Here is a 21,712-nt window from a genome sequence, read left to right as displayed (position 1 = left end):
TCTTCGGGCCGCAAGGCCTGAAGGCGGTCTTTTCGGGCGAGCATGCCTGGTGCGGCGAGAAGATGATGCTTTCGTCGGATCTCGACCATGCCATGCCGATCCGCGACTTCTTCGAGAGCGGCACCTTCGCGACCGGCCTCGATACCTATGCGCAGAGCCACGGGGTCGACCGCCGGGCGGTGGCGTCCTACTGGTCGCTCTATTATTTCTCCGCCCTGTCGATCCCCTATATCGTCGCGCGCAGGGCGGACCTCGCCCTGCCGATCGCCGTCGACGACATGACGATCGCGCTTGCCGACGACGGCCTGCCGCGCGCCTTCGGCCTGCCGCACGCCGGCGACTGGTGCGAGGGCGATGCTCCGCTCGATCTGGTCAGGCCGCTCGTCAGCGCCCATCTGGCCGAAGTGGTGGCTCACCTGAAGCGCTTCGGCGGCATGGCCCCGAAACTCGGCTGGAACAACGCTGCCGTCTACATCGACTACGCGATCAACGCGACGGAGACCGCCCCCGCGCTCGCCGCAAACGGCCGGGACGGCGACGACCACTGGTCGGCGCGCATGCTGTTCGAGGAGAAAACCTTCTCCGACGGCACCGCCAATCCTTTCCACGGCTGCCTGCGCCATGAGATGGCCGGGGCCGAGGTCCAGTGTCGCCGCAAGGTCTGCTGCCTGCGCTACATGCTGCCGGGCATCCCGAGCTGCGGCGAGCTCTGCGCCCTGCCCGAACAGAGGAAGCACTGACCGTGTTGCGCATTCTCACCCTTCTTGTCGGCCTGCTAGTGTCTGCCGGCGCCTGTCTTGCCGAGGGACGTTTTCCGCTGACGGTGACCGACGCGCTCGGCCGCGAAGTCACGATCCCGAAGAAGCCCGAGGCGATCCTGCTCGGCAGCGGCTTCAATCTTGTCGCCCTCTCGCTCGTCCATCCCGATCCCGTCAGCCTTCTGGCCGGCTGGGCCGGCGACATGAAGGGCGACAATCCGGCGATCTACGAGGCGTTCCGCGAAAAGTTCCCCAAGATCGCCGACGTGCCGCTGATCGGCGACGGCACCGGCGACGGCTTCTCCTTCGAGATCATCCTGTCCCTGAAGGCCGATCTCGCCATCCTCGCCAACTGGCAGGCCGACACCGATCTCGGCCGCCAGGCGATCGCCTACCTCGAACAGATCGACGTTCCGGTGATCGTGGTCGATTTCAACAGCGATCCGCTGAAGAACACGCCCGACAACATGCGCCTGCTCGGCCGCGTGCTGGAGCGCGACGAGCAGGCGGACGCCTTCGCGCGCTTCTACGAGGAGCACCTCCAGGTGATCCGCGAGCGCGTGGCAGCGACGCCGGAACCCGGCCCGACCGTGCTCATGGACGCGTTTCCGAACGACCAGGGCTGCTGCTACGCCTATGGCGTCGGCGGGCTCGGCGAATTCATCGGCCTGACCGGCAGCCGCAACATCGCGGCCGACCTGCCCCGCCAGGGCGGCATCGTCAGCATCGAATACCTCGTCGCCGCCAATCCGGAAGCCTATATCGCCACCGCCTCCCCGGGCGGCACCTACAGCGCCTTCTCGGTCGGCCCCGGCGTCCCCGCCGAGGAAGCGCGGCAGACGCTGCGCAACGCCACCGGCCGGCCGATCCTCGCAGATCTCGCCGCCATCCGGAACGGCCGCGTCTACGGCCTGTGGAACTTCTTCAACGCCGTGCCCCTGAACATCCTCGCCGCCGAGGCCTTCGCCCACTGGCTGCGCCCGGACGTCTTCCCCGACGTCGATCCGGAAAAAACGCTGGCCGAGATCAACACCCGCTTCGCCGCCGTCCCCTTCGAGGGCGCCTACTGGATCAGCCTGAAATAGCGGGGCCAACTTCTCCCCCCGAAGAAAAGGTAGCCCGCAGGACCGGATGAGGAGGCTTGCAATGCCGCCGGCATCCGCCGCTCCCCCCTCATCGCCTCGCTGCGCTCCGGCACTTCTCCCCGATGGGGAGAAGACACCAGCGGCAGCGCCCTGCCCCTATTGCAATATTGCCTACGGGTTTGGCGAAAAGTTTGCGCCAGTCTGTCGCGCCCCTCTTCTCGCCACTCGCGGGGAGAAGACGATTGCGGCAGCGCCATGCCCTCCTTGCAACATTGCCCATGATTTGGCGATAGGCTGCGCGGACCACCCTCTTCTCCCCTTGGGGAGAAGGTGGCCCGAAGGGCCGGATGAGGGGGCTGCCCCGGCGCCGCATGGATCCTTGCGGCTGGATCCGGACACCTCCGATCACAATCCTGCGAGAAAAGCTGCGCAACCGCCGCAAGTGCTGCGAATGTCGCGCTTGCCTCCTCCCCATCCCCAAGTGAATGGTTGCGAAGGCCTTTTGGCTTCACTCGCGTCACGCTATAGGAGATGACGAGGAGGATCTTGATGGTCTGGGCATTCGCTGTCATCGCTGTCGCCACGCTCTATCTCGCCTTGCGCTTCAAGCGCTTCCAGAGCTGGGTCGAGCCGGTGCTGACGATCACCGTCGCGATCGGCCTGGCCGCAGCAGCCCTCATCTGGCTGACCGACAGCCGCAGCGTCGTGCCGGAGCCGGTCGTTCCCCGCAACATGATCGCGCCTGAGGAGATCGTGCTCTCCGACATGCAGTTCGCCGTCGGCCAGCCGGTGACGAGCTACCGGGTCACCGGCACCATCACCAACAACAGCACCGCCACGCTCCAGTCGATGCGCCTCGGTATCACGCTTGCCAACTGCCCCGGCGGCGCCTGCACGCCGGTCGGCACCGACAGCGGCCTGGTCGTCGTCCGCGTGCTGCCGGGCCAGAGCAAACCCTTCACCACCTTTGCCGTCTTCACCGGCAGCGACCTGCTGCAGATCACCGACCCGGAATGGACATGGACGGTCAGCGACGTACGGGCACTTCCGCGATCTGTCCCGGCCCAATGAGACCGGAGGCATGAGCAGTCGAACCGGGAGCCTCCCGCTCAGAAACAGATGCTGAACTTCTCGCGCACCGCCCGGTCCACCTCCGCGTCGAACAGCGGCCCGCCGGCTTCGGCAAGGATGCGGTTCTTCCGCTCGATCGCCTTCGCAATCAGATCCGGCCGGCCGATCTCCGCCCATTCCTTCGGGCTCGTGCGGTCGGCGACAACAGGATAGATGTATTCGGTCTGCATCAGCGACAGGGTCTGCGGGTCACCGAGATAGTGCCCCGGTCCGCCGAGGCAGACCGAACGCATCGTCTCCAGCGAAACCGTGTCCTCGGTGACGTCGATGCCGCGGATGCAGCGCTGCACCTGGCCGAGCAGGTCGTCGCCGAGCACCAGGCTCTCCAGGCAGAAGCCGAGCAGCGAGGCATGCATGCCGACCGCCTCGTAGACCATGTTCAGCCCCGACAGCCCCGCCATGACGTTCGAGATCGCCTGCTCCCAGCCGGCCTGCATGTCGGGCAGCTTGGAATCGGCGATGCCGGCGGCGGCCCCGCCCGGCAGGCCGTAGAACTGGTGCATCTGCGCGCAGCCGGCCGTGAGCAGCGCCTGCTCGCCCGAGCCGCCGGACATGGCGCCGGTGCGCAGGTCCGAGACGAACGGCCAGGTGCCGAAGATCGCCGGATGGCCCGGCGCCATTGCGTTGACATAGACGACGCCCGCCAGGCACTCGGCGACCGCCTGCACGATGGCGGTGGCGAGCGGCGCCGGCGCCGTCGCACCCGCCTGCCCGGCCGACAGCAGCAGGATCGGCATGCCGGCCCGGATGCACGCCTCCATGGTGATGCAGCTCTCCTCGGCGAACTTCATCGGCGGCACGACGAAGCAGTTGGAGTTCGACACGAACGGCCGCGCCCGCCACTTGTCCTCCCCGCCCGCCATCATGTGGATCAGGTCGAAGCAGCCTTCGACATGCGAGGGATCGGAGAAACTGGTGCCGACGTGCTTGGAAGTGCCCGCACAGCAGCCGTAGAGCGTGTTGATGTCCATCAGGAAATTGTCGGTCACGTCCCGGCACACCATCGCCCGCTGGAAGAAATGCACGTTGTCGAGGTGGTGGACGAGCTGGGCGGCGTTGAAGAGGTCCTTTGCGGTGGACTCGCGATACTCCCGCTTCTCCACGTCGACGATGTGCACCGCAGCCCCCGCCGTGCCGTAGTAGACGCGCGTACCCGTCAGTTCGAGATCGTATTTCGGGTCGCGGCCATAAAGCGTGATGTCGCGTGCGGCGATCGAGAGCATGTCCTCCACCAGCGCGCGCGGAAAGCGGATGCGCCCGTCCTCGCCGAGGATCGCGCCCGCGCCGGTCATGATCTCGATGCCCGACTTCGGCGCGTTGGCGAGCCCGATATTCTCCAGCGCATCAAGCGCTGCCTCGTGGATGCGGCGCACCCCCGCCTCGCTCAGCGGCCTGTACTGCCCGCCGGAAAGACCGGGGCGAACGGGGCGGACGTTTTCCGCCAGCGGTGCCGCCCGCATGGCGACACGCGCGGCGCGACCACCGGCCCGCCGGGATGCCGGCGCTTCTGACGTCTTCGTTGCTTCGACCATGCTCATTGCGCCCTCCACATGCTGCTGCTTTGCGCGACCGAGGGGTGCGAAAGCGGATTCAGAACTTCAATTTCCTCGCGTAGTCCCTTGAATCGACTCCATTCTCACTAGCTTCGACATCCCCCGATACGCCGGCAGGACGATATTTGCCCGCGCCCGCCACGTCGCAACCTGGCGCCGATCGGCTCCACCACTACCGTCATGCCGGACTTGATCCGGCATCCAGCGCGCGCAAGTCCTTGCGCGCAGGGAATGCACCTCCTCACGCCGCGGACGCGGCGTGGCTGGACCCCGGATCAAGTCCGGGGTGACGGAAGCAAATGGAGCGCTCCCGCGCCCGACGCCGCCTTCGTCTCGACGCCCGACCTGTGAGGCTTCCGCCGTCTCACAAAGCCCTCCCCTCACGCCCGGCTGATCTCGTCCAGATACCAGTCGATGTAGCGCAACTCGTTGTGCTCCATCGGCGCGATCGGGCCGGGTTCGAAGTAGTGCGAGCGGACGCCGCGGGCGGTGTGCTCGATGATCGCCTTGTCCTCGTCGGTGGTGACCTTCCACAGCCAGGTCAGCCGGTCGAGGTCGTAGTCGCGCCCCGCCTCGGCCTTGCCGTCCACCAGCCAGATCAGCTCCATCTTGCAGGTCCCGGCCGTCTTCGGGATGAAACGGTAGATCATGCCGTGGTCGGGGTAGCAGACGAGGAAAGTGGTACCGCCGAGGTGGATCGAGGTGACCCCGCCGTCAAAATCGGTGAAGCGGCCCATCAGCGGCGCCACCGCGCCGCCGTCCTCGCTGCCGCTCTTTACCCCTTCATAGAGCGCGTAGCGGAAGGCGTGGATCGCCTCCTTGCCGTCCCCGGACGTCTGCCAGTGGTTGCCCGAGCCGACCTCGATGCCGAGCGAACAGGTCCGCTGCTCCATCGCCAGGTTCATCGCCTCGATCATGTGCAGCGGCTGCTCCAGCGCATGGGTCTGCGAATATTCCGGATGCGCCGGGCCGCAATGGTAGCACTCGACGTAGTTTTCGACCGCGAGCTTCCAGTTGGCGTTGATGGCATAGCTCTCCCGGTGCGCGACCTTCGCGTTTGCCCAGCCGTACTGGCCGCAGGTCGCATGCAGCAGGTGCTCGACCTCGGCGAAATCGAGTGGCTCGGCCGCGAACGAGATGAACACGAGCCCCTCGACCACCCGCACGTGCAGCTTCTTCAGCCCGTGGTCCTCGCGCTTGAATTCCTTCGGCATCAGCCGCGCGGCACGCAGGGCGCCGTCGTTGGAGTAGGTCCAGGCATGATAGGGGCAGACGAAGACCCGGGCGTTGCCCTTGTCCTTCGTGCAGACCTCGGCGCCACGGTGGCGGCAGACGTTCAGCAGCGCATGGATCGAGCCGTCGGCATGGCGCGTCAGGATCACCTGCTCGTCGGCGATGCGGAACAGCTCGAAATCGTTGGCGTTCGCAATCACGCTCTCATGGGCGATGCAGTGCCAGTGGCGGCGGAACACCCGTTCGAGATCCCGCTCGTAGATGTCCTGGTCGTGGTAGAAGGCGCGCGCCAGACCATGGCCCGGCCGGTGCTCGGCCACGAGGCGGTCGATCCGGTCGCCGGAGGGCGTGTTGAGGTCCTTGAGATCGGAAACGATCACCTGAAAGCTCCATGAAGCGAGAAAGAGGAAGTCACTGTCATTTTTCGGCCTGCTGGAAATAGGCTCTCGCCTTCAGGTGCAGCATCACCACCGGATAGACCATCAGCAGCGCCCCGCCGAAGAAGGCCGAGAGGCCCGTCGCGAAATCGAGATGCCCCTCCTCCGCCGCCTTCATGAAGATCGCCGTCCCGAGCGGCAAAAACAGCACCACTGCGGTCGCGAGCCCCGGGCGAGAAGCGCCCCTTCGTCCGGATCACCGGCAGTATGTGGAAGAAGACGGTGTTGATCAGCATCAGCGCTGCGAAGATCAGCGGAATCAGCGGCACGGTGGGCGCCAGTTGCGCCTGGGCGATGCCGACCGCGATGACCACCGCATTGGTGACGTAGAAATCCGTCCATTCGACCGGCAACCCGATGACGCCCCGCGCCCAGTTGCGCCAGTCGAACGTGTGTTCCTCCATGATGTGGATGGCATAGGCCGCCATCGCCAGCCAGGCGAGATCCTGCAAGCTCATCGAAACCTCCAGTCAGGCCGCGTGCGGGCGGCAACCAAAATCGAAAATTTCCGTCTGCTGTCCTAGATGCCTGTCTGCCGTCTCGAATACCTGCTCTACATGCGAACGCGCGCCGCCTTGGGGTCGTACATCGGCGCAAGCGACGCCTCCGCCTTCACCCGCACGCCGGCGATCTCGATCTCGTAGTCCGACGCCAGAACCTGTTCCTCGCTCTCGCCCTCGCAAGGCACGTAGCCCATGCCGACAGCACCTCCGAGGAAATGGCCGTAATTGCCGGACGTAATCGTCGAGACGATCCTGCCGTCGCGCACCAGCGCCTCGTTGTGGAAGAGCAGCGGCTCCGGATCGGCGAGCCTGAACTGCACCATCCGGCGCTTGAGCCCCTTGTCCTGCTTGCGCAGCACCGCCTCGCGGCCGATGAAATCGCCCTTGCCCGTGCGAACCGCAAAGCCGAGGCCGGCCTCCAGCACATGGTCCTCGTCGGTGATGTCGTGGCCGAAATGGCGGAAGGCCTTCTCGATCCGGCAACTGTCCAGCGTGTGCAGGCCGCAAAGCTTCAGCCCGACGTCCGCGCCGGCCGCTTCCAGTGCCTCGAACACATGCGCCGTCTGGTCGGTCGAGACGTAGAGTTCCCAGCCGAGTTCGCCGACATAGGTGACGCGGTGGGCGCGGGCGAGACCCATGCCGATCTCGATCTCGCGGGCGGTGCCGAAGGGATGGCCGGCGTTGGAAAGGTCGTTCGGGCTGACCTTGCTCATCAGTTCGCGCGCCTTCGGCCCCATCACGCAGAGCACGCTCTCGGAAGCCGTCACGTCGGTGACGACGACGAACTCGTCCTTGAGATGCTTGCGCAGCCAGGCGAGGTCGCGCTGCAGGGTCGCGCCGGGAACGACGAGCAGGAAGGCCGTCTCCGAAAGCCGCGTGACCGTCAGGTCGCTCTCGATGCCGCCGCGATCGTTCAGCATCTGGGTGTAGACGATCCGGCCGGCCACCACGTCCATCTGGTTGGCGCACATCCGCTGCAGGAAGGCGAGCGCATCGCGCCCTTCCACACGAATCTTGCCGAAGGAGGTCATGTCGAACAGGCCGACGCCCTCGCGCACGGCCATGTGCTCCTCGCGCTGGTTTTCAAACCAGTTCTGCCGCTTCCAGCTGTATCTGTATTCCGGCTCCTGGCCGTCTCTCGCAAACCAGTTGGCGCGCTCCCAGCCGGCGACCTCGCCGAAGACGGCGCCGCGGGCCTTGAGCTGCTCGTGGATCGGCGAGCGGCGCACGCCGCGCGCGGTCGCCATCTGGCGATAGGGGAAATGGTCGGCATAGAGCAGGCCGAGCGTCTCGGAGACGCGATCTTTCAGGTAGGCGCGATTTCGCTGGAACGGCTGCGCCCGGCGGATGTCAACTTCCCAGAGGTCAAACGGCGGCTCGCCGTCGTTCATCCACTGCGCCAGCGCCATGCCGGCGCCGCCGGAGGAGACGATGCCGATCGAATTGTAGCCGGCGGCCACCCAGTATCCCTTGATCTGCGGCGCTTCGCCGAGGTAGTAGCGGTCGTCTGGCGTAAAACTTTCAGGGCCGTTGAAGAAGGTGTGGATGCCGGCGGTCTCCAGCATGGGCATGCGGTTGACCGCCATTTCCAGGATCGGCTGGAAGTGGTCGAAATCCTCAGGCAGCTGATCGAAGCAGAAGTCCTCGCGGATCCCCTCCATGCCCCAGGGCTTGGCCTTCAGCTCGAAGGCGCCGACCAGCATCTTGCCGGCATCTTCCTTGTAGTAGGTGCATTCATCCGGCACGCGCAGCACCGGAAGCTGCTTCAGCCCCTCGATCGGTTCGGTGACGATGTAGAAGTGCTCGCAGGCATGCAGCGGCAGCGACACGCCCGACATGTCGGCGAGTGTCCGCCCCCACATGCCTGCCGCGTTGACGACGTTGTCGGTCTCGATCGTGAAGCTCTCGCCGTGCCGCTCGCAGGTGACGCCCGTCACCCGGCCGTCCTTCGTTACCACAGAGGTAACCTTCACGCCCTCAATCACGGTGGCGCCGTTCTGGCGCGCACCTTTTGCCAGTGCCATCGCGATGTTGGCCGGGTCGCACTGGCCGTCGAGTGGAAGATGCACCGCCGCCTTGATGTCGGCGGTATTCAGATGCGGGTACATCGCCTTGACCTCGTCGACCGAGATTTCGCGCACGTCGACGTCGAAGGCGCGCGCCAGCGAGGCCTGGCGGTAGATCTCCTCCTTGCGCTCGTCGGTCAGCGCGACCGTCATCGAGCCGTTCTGGCGCATGCCGGTGCCGATGCCGGTCTCGGCCTCGAGCTTGACGTAGAGGTCGGCGGAGTATTTCGCCAGCCGCGTCATGTTCTGCGAGGCGCGCAGCTGGCCGATCAGGCCCGCCGCATGCCAGGTCGTGCCTGATGTCAGCTGCTTGCGCTCCAGCAGCACGACGTCGGTCCAGCCGAGCTTGGCGAGGTGATAGGCGACCGAGCAGCCGGAGACGCCGCCGCCGATGATGACCGCGCGGGCCTTGGTGGGGATGGGCTTGGTCATGCGCGCAGTCTTTCATTGCTGGGATCGAAGAGCGGCCCGTCCGGCTGGACGATGGCCTTGAAGCGGTCGCCGTAGATCTCGACCTCGATTTCGGTGCCGGGTTCGGTGAGATCGGCGCGCAGCATGCCGAGCGCGATCGACTTGCCGGTGCGGTAACCCCAGTTGCCCGACGTGGTCTCGCCGACCACCTTGCCGCCATGCCAGAGCGTCGACATGTAGGGCGCATCGCATTCGCCGGCGTCCACGGTGAGCAGCACGAAGCGCTTGGAAACACCCTGCTGCTTCTCCCGCTCCAGCGCCGCCTTGCCCTTGAAATCGGGCTTGGACCAGTCGACGAAGCGTTCCAGCCCGCCCTGCAGGACGGTGTAGTCGGTCGAGAGGTCGCCCTTCCAGGCGCGGTAGCCCTTCTCGATGCGTAAAGAGTCCAGCGCCTCCATGCCGAACGGCTTCAGGCCGTGGTTCTGGCCTGCCGCCCAGACGGCGTCGAAGATGGTCGCCGTATCCTCCACCTTGGTGTGGATCTCCCAGCCGAGTTCGCCGGCAAAGGAGACGCGCACCAACTGGCACCAGCGACCGGCGATCTGGCAGCTCTGATGCGTCAGCCAGCCCTTGGTGAGGTCGGCATCCGAGACTTCGGCGAGGATCGCCCGCGAATTCGGACCGGACAGGATCTGGCAGGAGAAATTGTCGGTAACATCGTCGACGGTGAACGCCGCATCGTCCGGCAGGTGCTTCTTCAGCCATTCGAGATCGTGCCACTGGGCGGTCGCCGCCGTGATCAGGAAGAAGAAGTCCTCGTCCAGCATCATGACCGACATCTCGGTGACGATCCGCCCCTTGTCGTCGGCGAAATAGGCAAGGCCGATGCGGCCCGGCTTCGGCACGCGACCCGTAATGAGGGACGAAAGCCAGGCCGTGGCGCCCTCGCCCTTCACCCGGTAGCGCGAAAAACCGGGCAGGTCGAGGATGCCGGCCGCCTCCGTGACGGCACGGCATTCCGCCTCGATCCGCGGCCGCCACGGGCCCTCGCGGTTCCAGGTCTGCGTCGCCTCCTCGGAGGTGTCTTCGCCGGGTCCGGCATACCAGTTGGCGCGTTCCCAGCCGTTATAGGGCTTGAACTGGGCGCCGAGCGCTGCGATCCGGTCGTGGATCGGCGAGAGCTTGCGATTGCGGCCGGCCGGCCATGCGTGCTTCGGAAAATGCATCGCATATTCGTGGCCGTAGATCTCCATGCCCTTTTCGATGCAGTAGTCCTCAGCCGAGGCGAAGCTCGTGTAGCGGCGCGGGTCGCAGGACCACATGTCCCATTCCGTCTCGCCCTCGGTGATCCATTCGGCCAGCACCTTGCCCGCCCCGCCCGCCTGGCAGATGCCGAAGGTGAAGACGCAGGCCTCGAACGCGTTCGGCACGCCCGGCATCGGGCCGATCAGCGGGTTGCCGTCCGGCGCGTAGGGGATCGGCCCATTGATCATCCGCGACAGGCCGGCGGTGCCGAGGATCGGCACGCGCTCGCAGGCATCGTTGAGATACCATTCCAGCCGGTCGAGATCGTCCGGGAACAGCTGGAACGAGAAATCGTCCGGCATCGGATCATCGGTCGTTACCCAGTGCGCCTTGCAGTTCTTCTCGTAGGGACCGAGGTTCATCCCGGTCTTTTCCTGGCGCAGATAGTAGGAGCTGTCGACGTCGCGGAGCAGCGGCAGCTTGTGCCCGGCCTCCTTCGACCAGGCGGCAAGCTCGGGGATCTCCTCGAACAGGATGTACTGGTGGCTCATCACCATCATCGGCACGTCACGGCCGAACCACTTTCCGACCTCGCGGGCATAGTAGCCGGCGGCGTTGACGACATATTCGCAGCGGATCTCGCCCTGCGCAGTCGAGATCACCCATTCGTCGTTCTCGCGCCGCGCGCCGGTCGCCGGACAGAAGCGGAAGATCTTCGCGCCCAGGTCGCGGGCACCCTTCGCCAGCGCCTGCGTCAGCTGCGCCGGGTCGATGTCGCCGTCATAGGGGTCATAAAGCGCGCCGGTCAGTTCGTGCGTCTCGAGGAAGGGATACCTGCCGCGCATCTCGTCGGGCGACAGGATGTCGAGGTCCATGCCCTGATAGCGGCCCATGCCGACGACACGCTTGAACTCCTGCAGCCGCTCCTTCGAGTGGCCGAGCCGGATCGAGCCCGTCACGTGGTAGTTCATCGGATAGTCGACGAGATCGCCGAGTTCGCGATAGAGCGCAGCCGAATAGCGCTGCATGTTCATGATCGACCAGGAGGACGAAAAGGTCGGCACGTTGCCGGCCGCATGCCAGGTCGAACCGGCGGTCAGTTCGTTCTTCTCCAGCAGCACGCAGTCCGTCCATCCGGCCTTGGCCAGATGGTAGAGCGCGGACGCTCCGACCGCCCCTCCCCCGATGATCACGACACGCGCATGCGACGGCAGGTTCGACATTCTCTTCCCCTTGATTGCCTGCGATTTGTGGCAACCAAATCGACGCCCGACAAGCGGCCAGAATCCGCTTTATTGATCGAAGAATTCGATTAGTGTCGGCGCTAGGAATTCACTTCGAATTTGGGGCGTGCCCCTCATCCGCCTGCCGGCACCTTCTCCCCGTGAACGGGGAGAAGGCCGCAAGTTGCGCGGCCGCTTCCCGAGGCAGCGTCAATGGCCGGGCGAGGCGTCGCGACAGGGTCCCTTCTCCCCGCCTGCGGGGAGAAGGTGCCGGCAGGCGGATGAGGGGCAAACTCCAGGGCAAGGCGCGGGCACAACCCATGCAGATCGAACTCATCGAGACCTATCTCGACCTGATGGAGACCCGCAGCTTCAACCGCACCGCCGAGCGGCTGAACCTGACGCAATCCACCGTATCCCACCGGATGAAGGCGCTGGAGGCGGTCCTGGGGCGGCCGCTGTTCGCCCGCAACAAGGGCGGCACCCAGCCGACGGCGGCGGGCCTGCGCTTCCACGACCACGCCAAGGCGATCCAGCACCAGTGGCGCGAGGCGGCGCGTGCGGTGGAGAGCGCCGGCGCCTACGAGCGCTCGATGCGCATCGGCCTGCAGCACGACCTCGCCGCCCACTATGCCGGCGACTGGCTGGCGGCCATCCGCAAGGAACTGCCGGGCACCTCGATCTATCTCGAAATCGACTATTCCAAGCAGATGAACGGCGACCTCGCCGCCGGCGACCTGGACCTTGCGATCCTCTACACCCCCCACCATCTCCCGGACCTGCACTACGAGCGCATCGGCGAGGTGAACTACGAACTCGTCTCCAGCAAGGTGACGGCGCTCGCCGACGTGCGCCCGGAGGATTATATCCAGGCGGTCTATTCGCCGGCCTTCGACCGCCTGCACCGGCAGGCGCTGCCGCATCTTTCCACCGCGCCGATCGCCAGCGGCGAGACGACGGCGATCATCGCACTCCTGACCAAGCTCGGCGGCTCCGCCTTCGTCATGGCGCCGGACGCGCGGCGGCTGACGCGGACAGGCGCCGTCAGCCGCGTCCAGGACGCCGAGCCGATCCCGCAGACCGTCCATGCCGCCGTCAACGTCCGCACCCGCCACGCCCACCAGCACCGCCGCATCATCGGCCTGCTGCAGGCGCTCCTGAAAGACTGAGGCCGGACGGCTCGAAAGCCGCCCGATGCAATTGCAACGCCGCGCCCGCAGGCGCATGATCCGGTTGTCGGGATCACCGGTCCCGGCATTGCGACGGGGCGCGTGCGATGAATTGCCCGGCATGCGGTTTCAAGGTCGAGGGCGGCTTTGCCTTCTGCCCGAAATGCGGGGCGCCGCAGCAGAGGCGATGCACCTCCTGCGGCCAGGCCTGCCCGCCCGACTATGCCTTCTGCCCCAAATGCGGAACGGCTCTTGCCCCCACGGCCCGGAATGCCGGGCCGCCCGCCGACCGCCGCCAGGGCGGCAAGCCTGCCCGCCGGCCGGCAGCACAGGGCCAGCCCCCACCTCGCCCGGATGCCGAGGCCGAGGCCGACCGGCGCATCGTCACCGCCCTCTTCGCCGATCTCTGCGGCTACACCACGCTTGGCGAGACGATCGATCCGGAAGTGCTGCAGGCGCTGCAGAACGAGATCTTCGAGGAACTGAGCGCTGCCGTCGCGGCCGAGGGCGGCTTTGTCGACAAGTTCGTCGGCGATGCCTTGCTGGCCCTGTTCGGCGCACCCGTCGCCCACGAGCGCGACCCGGAGCGGGCGCTGCTGGCCGCCCTCGACATGCGGGCGCGAATGGGGCGCATCGCCGAGCGCTGGCAGGCGCGCCTCGGCCAGCCGCTGGCGCTGCACATCGGCGTCAACACCGGTCCCGTCGTCGCCGGCGCGGTGGGCGCGGGCGGCAGCAAGTCCTACTCCGTCACCGGCGACACGGTGAACACCGCCCAGCGCCTGCAGGCCATGGCCGGCACCGGCGAAATATTGGTCGGCGCGCTCACCTGCCGGCTGACGCAGCACGCCTTCACCTTCGCGGCCCTCGGCACCATGCCGCTGCGCGGCAAGGCCGGCGAGACGGCGGTGTTCAGGCTGGAGGCGTCCCTCGACGCCCCGCCGCCGGCGCGCGGGCTTTCGAGCTTCGGCATCGACATCGCCATGATCGGCCGCGACGCCGAGCTTGCCGCCCTGCTGCGCTGCCTCGATTCCGTCCGCGCCGGAGCGACCCAGCTGGTCCGCGTCGCCGGCGACGCCGGCATCGGCAAGACCCGCCTGGTCGAGACCTTCCTCGACCGCGTCCGCACCGAGCAGCCGGACATCACCATCCGGCAGACCGCCTGCTCCTCGCTCGGAGAGCCGTCCTACGGCACGCTGGCGGCGGCCCTTCGCCGCGCCTACCAGATCGACCCGGCCGCCAGTCTGGAACACACCCGCCCGCTTCTGCTCGCCGGGCTGAACGGGCTTGGCCTCTCCGGCGAGGAGGTAGGGCGGCTGGAGCCCCTGTTCCTGTTCCTCCTCGGCTTCGGCGATCCGGACGAGGCGCTGCGGCACCTGGAGCCGGACCAGCTGCGCCGGCAGATCTTCCATGCCATGCGGATGCTGTTCGAGCGCCGGATGGAGCAGGCGCCGCTTCTGGTGGTGATCGAGGACCTCCACTGGGCCGACAGCGTCTCGATCGACGCGCTGCGCTTCATCATGGACCGGATCGAGAGCCGCCGGCTGATGCTCCTGGTCACCCATCGCCCCGGCTTCGAGACGGAAATGCTGAGTTCCGCCCGCGCCAGCCAGACGATGCTGCGGCTGAGGCCGTTGGCGCTTGAGGAGGCAAAGGCCCTGCTTAAGCAGGCGCTGGGCGGCGATGTCCTGCCCCACGGGCTGCGCGAGCGCATCGTCGAGCGGGCCGAGGGCAATCCGTTCTTCATCGAGGAGATCCTGCGCACGCTGATCGAGACCGGCGTGCTGCACCGGGAGGCGGCGGGCTGGGAGGTGACGACGTCGGCCGACGAGACCGGGACGCCGCTCGGCATCCAGGCGATGATGCTCGCCCGCATCGATCGCCTCCCCGCCGATGCCCGGCGGCTGGCCCAGGTCGCGGCCGTCATCGGCCACAGCTTCGACCTGGCGCTCCTCAAGGCGCTGCCCTGCGGCGTCCACCACATTACCGCAAGCCTGCGCCAGCTCGGCGAGGCCGACATCGTCGAGGAACTGGCGGACATCCCTTCCCAGACGGCACCGCGCTACGCCTTCCGCCAGAAGCTGCTGCAGGAGGTGTTCTACGACAACCTTCTCCTGCGCCGCCGCACCGAGCTGCACGGGGCGATCGGCGCCGTGCTCGAGGGCCGCTATGGCCCGTCGCCGGAACACATGAACCAGCTGATCGAGCTCGGCCATCACTTCGCCGCCTCACCCGAAAAGGAAAAGGGCGTGCGCTACCTCACCGCCGCCGGCGACCTCGCCCGCATGGCCAACGCCAATGCCGATGCGCTGCGCCTCTATGCCCGCGCCCTTTCGGCCGCCGAGGCCGCCGGCGGCGACGGCTGGCGGGCGCCGGGCGAGCGCTATGCCGACCTCTGCCACCCGACCGGGCGGAGCGAGGAGGCGCGGCACCTCTACGACGAGCTTCTGGCCGCAGCCCGCGACAAGGGCGAGGTGACCACGGTGGCGCGCCTGACGCGCAAGCTCGGGCAGCTCGCCTTCGACACCGGCGACCGCGAGCGGGCGACCGCCTGCTTCGCCGAGGCGGCGGGTCTTCTCGAAGGCGTCGACGCACCGATCGAGCTCGCCCACCTGATGCAGCGCCAGGGCCACCTTGCCTTCCGCGCCGGGGACTACAGGCGCGCAATGCTATGGGCCGACCGGGCGCTGGAATGCGCCAATCATCTCTCCTCGCATCCGGGCCCCGCGGAGAAGGCGGAGATCGCGCTTGCGATCGCCCGCGCCTTCAACACCAAGGGCGTCGCCCTCGCCCGCCTCGGCCAGACCCGCGATGCCGTGCAGATGGTCGAGCGCAGCGTCGAGATTTCGCTGGCCGCAAGCCACCTCAACACCGCCTGCCGCGGCTATACGAACCTCGGGGCGCTCTACACCACCATCGATCCGGCCCGCGCGATCGACGTCTGCCGGCGCGGCTACGACATGGCCCGGCAGATCGGCGATCTCGGCCACCAGGCCCGCCTGCTCACCAACCTCGCCGTCGCCTATTGCACCTTCACCGACCGCTGCCTGAGCGAGGGCCTGCCGGCGATCGAGGAAGCGCTTTCGATCGACCGTGCGCTCGGCCTGCGCGACCACCTTCCGGTGCCGCTCCTGGTCCTCGGCCAGATCCGCCAGTGCCATGGCGCGACCGCGGCCGCCCGCGGTCATTACCTCGAGGCGCTGGACCTCGCGCGCGACAGCGCGGAGGCGCAGCTGTTGTTTCCGTGCTATGATGGACTTGCGACGCTCTGCCTCGATCTCAACGAATTGAGCGAGGCCGAACGGTATTTCGAGCTGGCGCGGCAGGTCTGCGCCAGACACGGCCTCGACCCTGACGCGCTCATCGTCCTGCCGTTTCTCGACTAGCCAGAGAGGAGCATAGCAATGGCAGAGCATGCAATGGAACGGCCGCTTCGCCCGGGGGATCGCGCTCCCAACGTCGTGCTCGACGCGATCAACCACGGGGGCAAGGTCGCACTCGAGGATTTCCGCGGACAGTCGGCAGTGCTGGTGGGGCTCTATCGCGGGCTGCAGTGTCCCTTCTGCCGCCGGCACATCGCCGCCACGGCCGAACTCGCCTCGTCGCTGCACGAGAAGGGCATCGACAGCCTGACCGTCGTCAACACCCCGATAGAGCGCGCACGGCTCTATTTCCGCTACCATCCGCTCCCCGGCGTGATCGCCGCGTCGGATCCCGACAGCATCGCCCATCGCGCCTTCGGCCTGCCCAACGCGCAGTACACCGAGGACGAGGACCAGTGGCCCTACAAGATCTCGATCCCGACGGTGATGGCGATGCGCGTGGAGATGCCCGGCGAACTGCCCGCGCCGATGAACCCCTTCGACGCCTCGGCCTACCTCAACCGGCGCGACGGCTACGAGATGACGCCCGAGGACGACAGGACCGACGAGCGGGCGGGCGGGCAGCTCGTGGGAGAATTCCTGCTCGACCGCGACGGCATCGTCCGCTGGTCCTTCACCGAGGTGGAGGGCGACGGGTCGAGCATGTTCGCGATCCCGAAGGCAGACGAACTGATGTCGGCGGCCTCACAGCTTCCCCACTGATGCCGGGTACTGAAGCCCTGCAGCGGCGCGCCCTGTCCTGACGCCCTGCCCGCCCTTCAGGCGGAAACCGTCTCTGCGGGCCCAGGCGGGCGCTGTCCGCCGGCGATGGAGAACCGCATGCGGTACTCGCTCGGCGAGATTCCGAGGATCTTGCGGAAGATCTTGCGATAGGCGTTGCTGTCGTCGTAGCCGCTCTGCCAGGCCACCTGCTCGATGGAGAGATAGGAGCGCTCGAGCAGTTCGCGCGATTTCGCGATCCTGAGCCGCTGGGAATATTCGGTGGGGTTGATGCCGGTCGCCTTGTGGAAGCGGCGCAGGAACGTCCGCTCGCCGAGCCCCGCCTTCTCCGCCATCATCTGCAGCGTAATGCCCTTGGTGTTCGCGCCATGCAGCCAGTGCTGGATCTTCAGGATCACCTGGTCGCCATGGTCCATGCGCGGGGCGAACACGCTGTAGTAGCTCTGCTCGCGCGCACCGGGATCGACCACCATGAAGCGCGCCGTCTCCAGCATCACGGTGGAGCCCATGAAGCGGTCGACCAGCTTCAGCCCGAGGTTGATCCACGCCATCATGCCGCCGGTGGTGATGATGTCGCCCTCGTCGATCATCAGCTTGTCGGTATCGACATGCACCTGAGGGAAGCGCCGGGCGATCTGCTCGGCATGCGACCAGTGCGTCGTCAGCGCCCGTCCCTCGACCAGGCCGGATTCGGCCAGCAGATAGGCGCCGCCGCAGACGGAGCTCATCACGGTCCCCTCGGCGTGGCGCTGCCGCAGCCACTCCGATATCTGCGAGAGATCCCGCTTCACCTGCATCTCGATCTTCAGCGTCGGCGGCAGGATCAACGCCGAAAGCTGGCCTGGCGGCAGCTCCGGGTGGCTGTCGAAGCCCCGCGTCACCGATCCGTCCAGCCCGAGCCTCCAGTGGCTGGCGCGGATCTGCGGCGCATTCGTCTCGTGCTGCTCCCGGCTCTTCAGGTTGGCCACGTTGAACATGTCGGTCAGCCCGTAGACGGCCGACATCAGCGCCTCCTCGTGCACGACGATGCCGATCTCGGCCGGGTCCATGGCCGTGGCGTTTGTCAATTCTGCCCCCATCGTTGTCAGCTTTGCCGGTCGAGCGGTTCGGCGGGCGGTTGTATCTATTCAAGCACAGCTTCGGAACGGAAGCCAAGAGTTGAAACAAAACAACGACCTGCTTGAAAGGAACGCAGTCATGGCAAAGGCAACCGCAACCACCGCAACAGCCACCGTTTCCCGCCGCAACATCCTCGCCGGCGCATTCGGGGCAGCCGCAACCGCTGCCGCAATCGGCGCAATCCAGTCCCCTGCAAAGGCAGCCGACACGGCCGCAACCGGGACGAAATCAGAAGGAGCAAGGACCATGGGCAGCACCATCATCACCCGCGACGGCGTCGAGATCTACTACAAGGACTGGGGCCCGAAGGACGGCCCGGTCGTCGTCCTCGCCCATGGCTGGCCGCTGTCGTCCGACAGCTGGGAGGCGCAGGCCTTCCACCTCGCCAGCAACGGCTTCCGCGTCATCACCCATGAACTCCGCGGCCACGGCCGCTCCAGCCAGCCCTGGGACGGCAACGACATGGACCATTATGCCGACGACCTGGCCGACGTGATCGAGCAGCTGGACCTGAACGACATCTTCCTCGTCGGCTTCTCCACCGGCGGCGGCGAGATTACCCGCTACATCGGCCGCCACGGCACCGGGCGCGTCAGGAAGCTTGGCCTAATCTCGGCGGTACCGCCGCTGATGGTCAAGACCGACAAGAACCCCGGCGGCCTGCCGAAGGAAGTGTTCGACGGCCTGCAGGCGGCGAGCCTCAAGGACCGCTCGCAGCTCTACAGGGACATCGCCTCGGGTCCGTTCTTCGGTTTCAACCGGCCGGGCGCCACCCCTTCGCAGGGCATGATCGACAGCTTCTGGCTGCAGGGCATGACCGGTGGCCACAAGAACACCTATGACAGCATCGTCGCCTTCTCGCAGACCGACTTCACCGAGGACCTGAAGAAGTTCGACGTGCCGACCATCATCATCCACGGCGAGGACGACCAGATCGTGCCGATCGACGCCGCCGGCCGTGCGTCCAAGAAACTGGTACCGCAGGCGATCCTGAAGGTCTATCCGGGCGCCCCGCACGGCCTGACCGATACCCACAAGGACCAGCTGAACGCCGACCTTCTGGAGTTCGCCCGGTCCTGAGTACGAGGTCCCGACCGGTCGCCGGGAACTCATCGATCCTTGACAGTCGACGCCGCCCGACCGGGCGGCGTTTCTGCGTGAACGGACCGGTCGCAGCCCGCCCGGCCGGTTTCGGGGTTTCCGTTTCGCCTTGCGCTTCTATGTCTTGTCCCATGAACCAGACGAGAGAGAATGCGATGAACGACCGGACACCTGCCGAAACCGACACCATCCGCACCCTTGCGGTCGACCTTCCGGTCAACGCCACCTTCCACATCTGGCTGAAGGCGGTCGAAGCCGGCGGCATGGGCTCGGTCTCCTTCTCCAATACGCGCGGCAAGTTCGGCGAAGTGGCGAGCGCGAACGCCGAGGAATACGGCCTCAGGCTCTACCAGGTCTTCGGCGGCGGCCCGGTGGAGGTGAGCTACGACACGGCGACGACGGCCGTCTCGGTGATCTACTGGTTCACCGCCGCCGACGTGCTGGAGACCGGCATCACCGTCGTCCATACCAGCAAGAACAACGCCCCTCCGGACCTTCCGGGCAGCTACCACTTCCGCCCGCCCTTCGGCTGGATGAACGACCCGAACGGCTTCGGCCGCTTCGACGGCCGGCCGCATCTCTTCTACCAGCACTATTCGCACGGGTTGCGCTGGAACACGATGCACTGGGGCCATGCGGTCTCCTCCGACTACCTGCGCTGGCGCCACCTGCCGATCTTCCTTTTTCCGTCCGAGGACCTGACGGTCCGGCCCGACAAGCGCGGCGGCGCCTTTTCCGGCACCACCATCCCGCTGGTTGACGGCCCCGGCATCCGCGTCTTCTTCACCGAGCAGGTGGCCGACCGCCAGCCCGAGCAGCAGATCCAGCTGACGGCCACCTCCTCCGACCTGATCACCGCCGGACAGGCCGAGGTGATCCTGCCAAGCCGGCCGGCCGGCCAGGGGCTGACGCTCGATTTCCGCGACCCCTACGTCTTCCGCGGACCGGACGGCTTGTGGAAGATGCTGCTCGGCAGCCAGAGCGACGACGGCGGCGTGATCCTGCTCTACGAGACGCACGACCCGACCGCCGCGGCCGGCTGGACCTATCTCGGCAAGCTGCTGGTGGAGGAGCGCTACCGCACCACCGCGATCGAATGCCCCTGCCTGCTGCCCCTGGACGGACCGGCGACCAGCCCCTCGACCCGCTGGGTGCTGATCTACGGGCTGATGCACAGCCGCGACGAGGCGACCGGCCGGCAGAACCTGACGATGGCCGACGTCGGCTGGTTCGACGGCCGCCGCTTCTCCAAGGAGTTCGGCCAGGAACTCGACTTCGGCACCGACAACTACGCCTTCCAGGCCTTTCTCGACGGTGACCGCGTGGTGGGGATCGGCTGGCTCGCCAACTGGGCCGACGCGGACCCGGACATCGACTTCCCGACCGCCATGACCTTGCCGCGCGCGCTGCACCTCGTCGACGGCAAGCTGCTGACGCCGCCGATCGGCGCGGCCGAAAGCCTGCGCGCGCGCATCCTCGACCGGACGCGGCTTTCGGCCGGCGAAACGGTGACCTTCGACGGCGGCGCCGTCGAGATCCTGTTCGACCTCGCAGAGCCGGGTACGGCGTTCGAACTCGCGCTCGACCATCCCGACGCCGAGATCGCCGTGTTCCGCGACCAGCACGGTCTCGGCATCCGCTACGAACGACCGGGGCAGCCGCCGTCGCCGCACTACGTCGCCCGCGGCGCAAACCCGCGCCGGGTGCGCATCTTTCTCGACTACGGCTCGATCGAGGTCTTCGCCGACCGCGGCCGCTGGACCGGCACCAAGCGCATCGACGGCTTCGAGCCGATCCGTTCGGCCCGGATGAAGGCGGCCTCAGGCGCCGTCGCGCAGGCGACGGTCTGGGCGCTGAAGCCTTGAGGCGGTCGCAACTTTCGCCTCAGCCGGCCGGCCGTCAGGCGCCCGCCATCCGTCCGTAGGCGAGCACGAACAGCACGAGGCTTGCAAGCGAGGTCGCCGTGCGTACATGGTTCCAGGCGGTCCAGTTCGCAAGGTAGCCGCCCCAGAGCGCGGCCGCCTCGGCGCTCTCCGGCCCTGCGGCGGCCAGCGCATCGTTCATCGGCACATTCACGATGATCGTCACGCCGATCGTGCCCGCGAGGAAGACGAGCGCCGCCGCAATGGCGAGCCCGCTTCTCGGCGTGCCCTGCAGGAAGGCGATGACGAGGACGGCGAGCGCCACGACCGCCGTGCCGAGGAAGACGATGAAGAACAGCGGGCTCTGGATGACCTCGTTGATCGCGTTCATGGCCGCGATGCCGTCCGGCACCGGCAGGCGCGCGAGTGCGGCCATGATGCAGACGGAGAAGATGAAGAACAGGCCGGCGTTCAGGCCGGCGCCGACCGACGCGATCAGGACGAGATAGATCAGTACCGATGCCATTGGCGTCTCCTCGTTTCGGCTTGCGGGTCCGCGCGGCGAACCGTTGGTCCCGGCGCACAGGGATCGCATCACCGAGAGTTGAACGCAATTGCGATTCTGCCGGGACACCGGGCCGTGTTACAGTTCCGCAAGATATGGCTGACGCAGGACGATGTGTCGCGCATGTCCTGCCGGTTTCGTTTTCGCCCCG

15 protein-coding genes are annotated in these 21,712 nt (G+C 66.9%); 8 read left to right on the top strand and 7 right to left on the bottom strand.

Translation table 11 applies throughout. The features are described 5' to 3' along the window. Window positions 1-62 precede the first annotated feature (62 nt). The 3 genes from fhuF to OCK02_RS10915 all read left to right on the top strand — a co-directional run bounded on the left by fhuF (window position 63) and on the right by OCK02_RS10915 (window position 2,914). Window positions 63-740, top strand: coding sequence for a siderophore-iron reductase FhuF (fhuF, locus tag OCK02_RS10925; RefSeq protein WP_263813361.1), 678 nt, complete (start codon window positions 63-65; stop codon window positions 738-740). A gap of 2 nt (window positions 741-742) precedes the next feature. Continuing rightward, window positions 743-1,843, top strand: a complete 1,101-nt coding sequence (locus OCK02_RS10920) for an ABC transporter substrate-binding protein (RefSeq protein ID WP_263813087.1) — start codon at window positions 743-745, stop codon at window positions 1,841-1,843. 549 nt (window positions 1,844-2,392) lie between these two features. Then, the gene (locus tag OCK02_RS10915) at window positions 2,393-2,914 is read left to right on the top strand and encodes a hypothetical protein (RefSeq protein ID WP_263813086.1); all 522 of its coding nucleotides are present in this window, start codon (window positions 2,393-2,395) and stop codon (window positions 2,912-2,914) included. Between the two features lie 38 nt (window positions 2,915-2,952). On the opposite strand, the gene OCK02_RS10910 is transcribed toward OCK02_RS10915, so the two are convergent. From OCK02_RS10910 to OCK02_RS10890, 5 genes are all read right to left on the bottom strand, one after another. Beyond that, window positions 2,953-4,506, bottom strand: a complete 1,554-nt coding sequence (locus OCK02_RS10910) for a trimethylamine methyltransferase family protein (RefSeq protein WP_263813360.1) — start codon at window positions 4,504-4,506, stop codon at window positions 2,953-2,955. Between the two features lie 401 nt (window positions 4,507-4,907). Further along, window positions 4,908-6,137 (bottom strand): aromatic ring-hydroxylating oxygenase subunit alpha, encoded by a 1,230-nt coding sequence (locus OCK02_RS10905; protein WP_263813358.1) that lies wholly within the window; start codon window positions 6,135-6,137, stop codon window positions 4,908-4,910. After that, the gene (locus OCK02_RS10900; protein WP_263813085.1) at window positions 6,137-6,655 is read right to left on the bottom strand and encodes an HXXEE domain-containing protein; all 519 of its coding nucleotides are present in this window, start codon (window positions 6,653-6,655) and stop codon (window positions 6,137-6,139) included. The genes OCK02_RS10905 and OCK02_RS10900 overlap by 1 nt, the downstream gene beginning before the upstream one ends. A gap of 95 nt (window positions 6,656-6,750) precedes the next feature. Next, a complete protein-coding gene (locus OCK02_RS10895; protein WP_263813084.1) occupies window positions 6,751-9,198 on the bottom strand; it encodes a GcvT family protein in 2,448 nt (815 codons plus the stop codon). After that, entirely contained in the window at window positions 9,195-11,645 is a 2,451-nt protein-coding gene (locus OCK02_RS10890; protein ID WP_263813083.1) for a GcvT family protein, read from the bottom strand. Before OCK02_RS10890 ends, OCK02_RS10895 begins: the two co-directional genes overlap by 4 nt. 320 nt (window positions 11,646-11,965) lie before the next feature. On the opposite strand from OCK02_RS10890, the gene OCK02_RS10885 reads away from it, so the two are divergent. The 3 genes from OCK02_RS10885 to OCK02_RS10875 all read left to right on the top strand — a co-directional run bounded on the left by OCK02_RS10885 (window position 11,966) and on the right by OCK02_RS10875 (window position 16,896). Continuing rightward, window positions 11,966-12,814, top strand: a complete 849-nt coding sequence (locus OCK02_RS10885; RefSeq protein WP_263813081.1) for a LysR family transcriptional regulator — start codon at window positions 11,966-11,968, stop codon at window positions 12,812-12,814. Window positions 12,815-12,921: 107 nt separating this feature from the next. Further along, a complete protein-coding gene (locus OCK02_RS10880; protein ID WP_263813080.1) occupies window positions 12,922-16,197 on the top strand; it encodes an adenylate/guanylate cyclase domain-containing protein in 3,276 nt (1,091 codons plus the stop codon). Between the two features lie 18 nt (window positions 16,198-16,215). Further along, a complete protein-coding gene (locus OCK02_RS10875; RefSeq protein ID WP_263813079.1) occupies window positions 16,216-16,896 on the top strand; it encodes a redoxin family protein in 681 nt (226 codons plus the stop codon). A gap of 56 nt (window positions 16,897-16,952) precedes the next feature. Here the strand turns inward: OCK02_RS10875 and OCK02_RS10870 are convergent, their stop codons facing one another. Beyond that, window positions 16,953-17,981: a GlxA family transcriptional regulator gene (locus tag OCK02_RS10870; RefSeq protein WP_263813078.1), complete on the bottom strand. Its 1,029-nt coding sequence runs from the start codon at window positions 17,979-17,981 to the stop codon at window positions 16,953-16,955. Between the two features lie 130 nt (window positions 17,982-18,111). Between OCK02_RS10870 and OCK02_RS10865 the strand changes: the two genes are divergently transcribed. Together OCK02_RS10865 and OCK02_RS10860 are read left to right on the top strand one after the other, a co-directional pair. Further along, the gene (locus OCK02_RS10865) at window positions 18,112-19,113 is read left to right on the top strand and encodes an alpha/beta fold hydrolase (protein WP_263813077.1); all 1,002 of its coding nucleotides are present in this window, start codon (window positions 18,112-18,114) and stop codon (window positions 19,111-19,113) included. Window positions 19,114-19,289: 176 nt separating this feature from the next. Further along, complete coding sequence (locus tag OCK02_RS10860) at window positions 19,290-20,999, top strand: glycoside hydrolase family 32 protein (RefSeq protein WP_263813076.1); 1,710 nt, start codon at window positions 19,290-19,292, stop codon at window positions 20,997-20,999. A gap of 34 nt (window positions 21,000-21,033) precedes the next feature. Here the strand turns inward: OCK02_RS10860 and OCK02_RS10855 are convergent, their stop codons facing one another. Next, window positions 21,034-21,522: a DUF1772 domain-containing protein gene (locus OCK02_RS10855; protein WP_263813075.1), complete on the bottom strand. Its 489-nt coding sequence runs from the start codon at window positions 21,520-21,522 to the stop codon at window positions 21,034-21,036. Window positions 21,523-21,712 lie beyond the last annotated feature (190 nt).

The sequence above is a fragment of the Rhizobium sp. TRM96647 genome, assembly GCF_025780115.1.
Classification (GTDB): Bacteria; Pseudomonadota; Alphaproteobacteria; order Rhizobiales; family Rhizobiaceae; genus Mycoplana.
This window is presented reverse-complemented; position numbering and strand designations above follow the sequence as displayed.

Bases quoted from the DNA above. Each gene is read 5' to 3' on its own strand.
- fhuF (WP_263813361.1), top strand. From the start codon at position 63: ATGATGCTTTCGTCGGATCTCGACCATGCCATGCCGATCCGCGACTTC.
- OCK02_RS10915 (WP_263813086.1), top strand. From the start codon at position 2,393: ATGGTCTGGGCATTCGCTGTCATCGCTGTCGCCACGCTCTATCTCGCC.
- OCK02_RS10910 (WP_263813360.1), bottom strand. From the start codon at position 4,506: ATGGTCGAAGCAACGAAGACGTCAGAAGCGCCGGCATCCCGGCGGGCC.
- OCK02_RS10900 (WP_263813085.1), bottom strand. From the start codon at position 6,655: ATGAGCTTGCAGGATCTCGCCTGGCTGGCGATGGCGGCCTATGCCATC.
- OCK02_RS10895 (WP_263813084.1), bottom strand. From the start codon at position 9,198: ATGACCAAGCCCATCCCCACCAAGGCCCGCGCGGTCATCATCGGCGGC.
- OCK02_RS10890 (WP_263813083.1), bottom strand. From the start codon at position 11,645: ATGTCGAACCTGCCGTCGCATGCGCGTGTCGTGATCATCGGGGGAGGG.
- OCK02_RS10885 (WP_263813081.1), top strand. From the start codon at position 11,966: ATGCAGATCGAACTCATCGAGACCTATCTCGACCTGATGGAGACCCGC.
- OCK02_RS10880 (WP_263813080.1), top strand. From the start codon at position 12,922: ATGAATTGCCCGGCATGCGGTTTCAAGGTCGAGGGCGGCTTTGCCTTC.
- OCK02_RS10875 (WP_263813079.1), top strand. From the start codon at position 16,216: ATGGCAGAGCATGCAATGGAACGGCCGCTTCGCCCGGGGGATCGCGCT.
- OCK02_RS10865 (WP_263813077.1), top strand. From the start codon at position 18,112: ATGGCAAAGGCAACCGCAACCACCGCAACAGCCACCGTTTCCCGCCGC.
- OCK02_RS10860 (WP_263813076.1), top strand. From the start codon at position 19,290: ATGAACGACCGGACACCTGCCGAAACCGACACCATCCGCACCCTTGCG.
- OCK02_RS10855 (WP_263813075.1), bottom strand. From the start codon at position 21,522: ATGGCATCGGTACTGATCTATCTCGTCCTGATCGCGTCGGTCGGCGCC.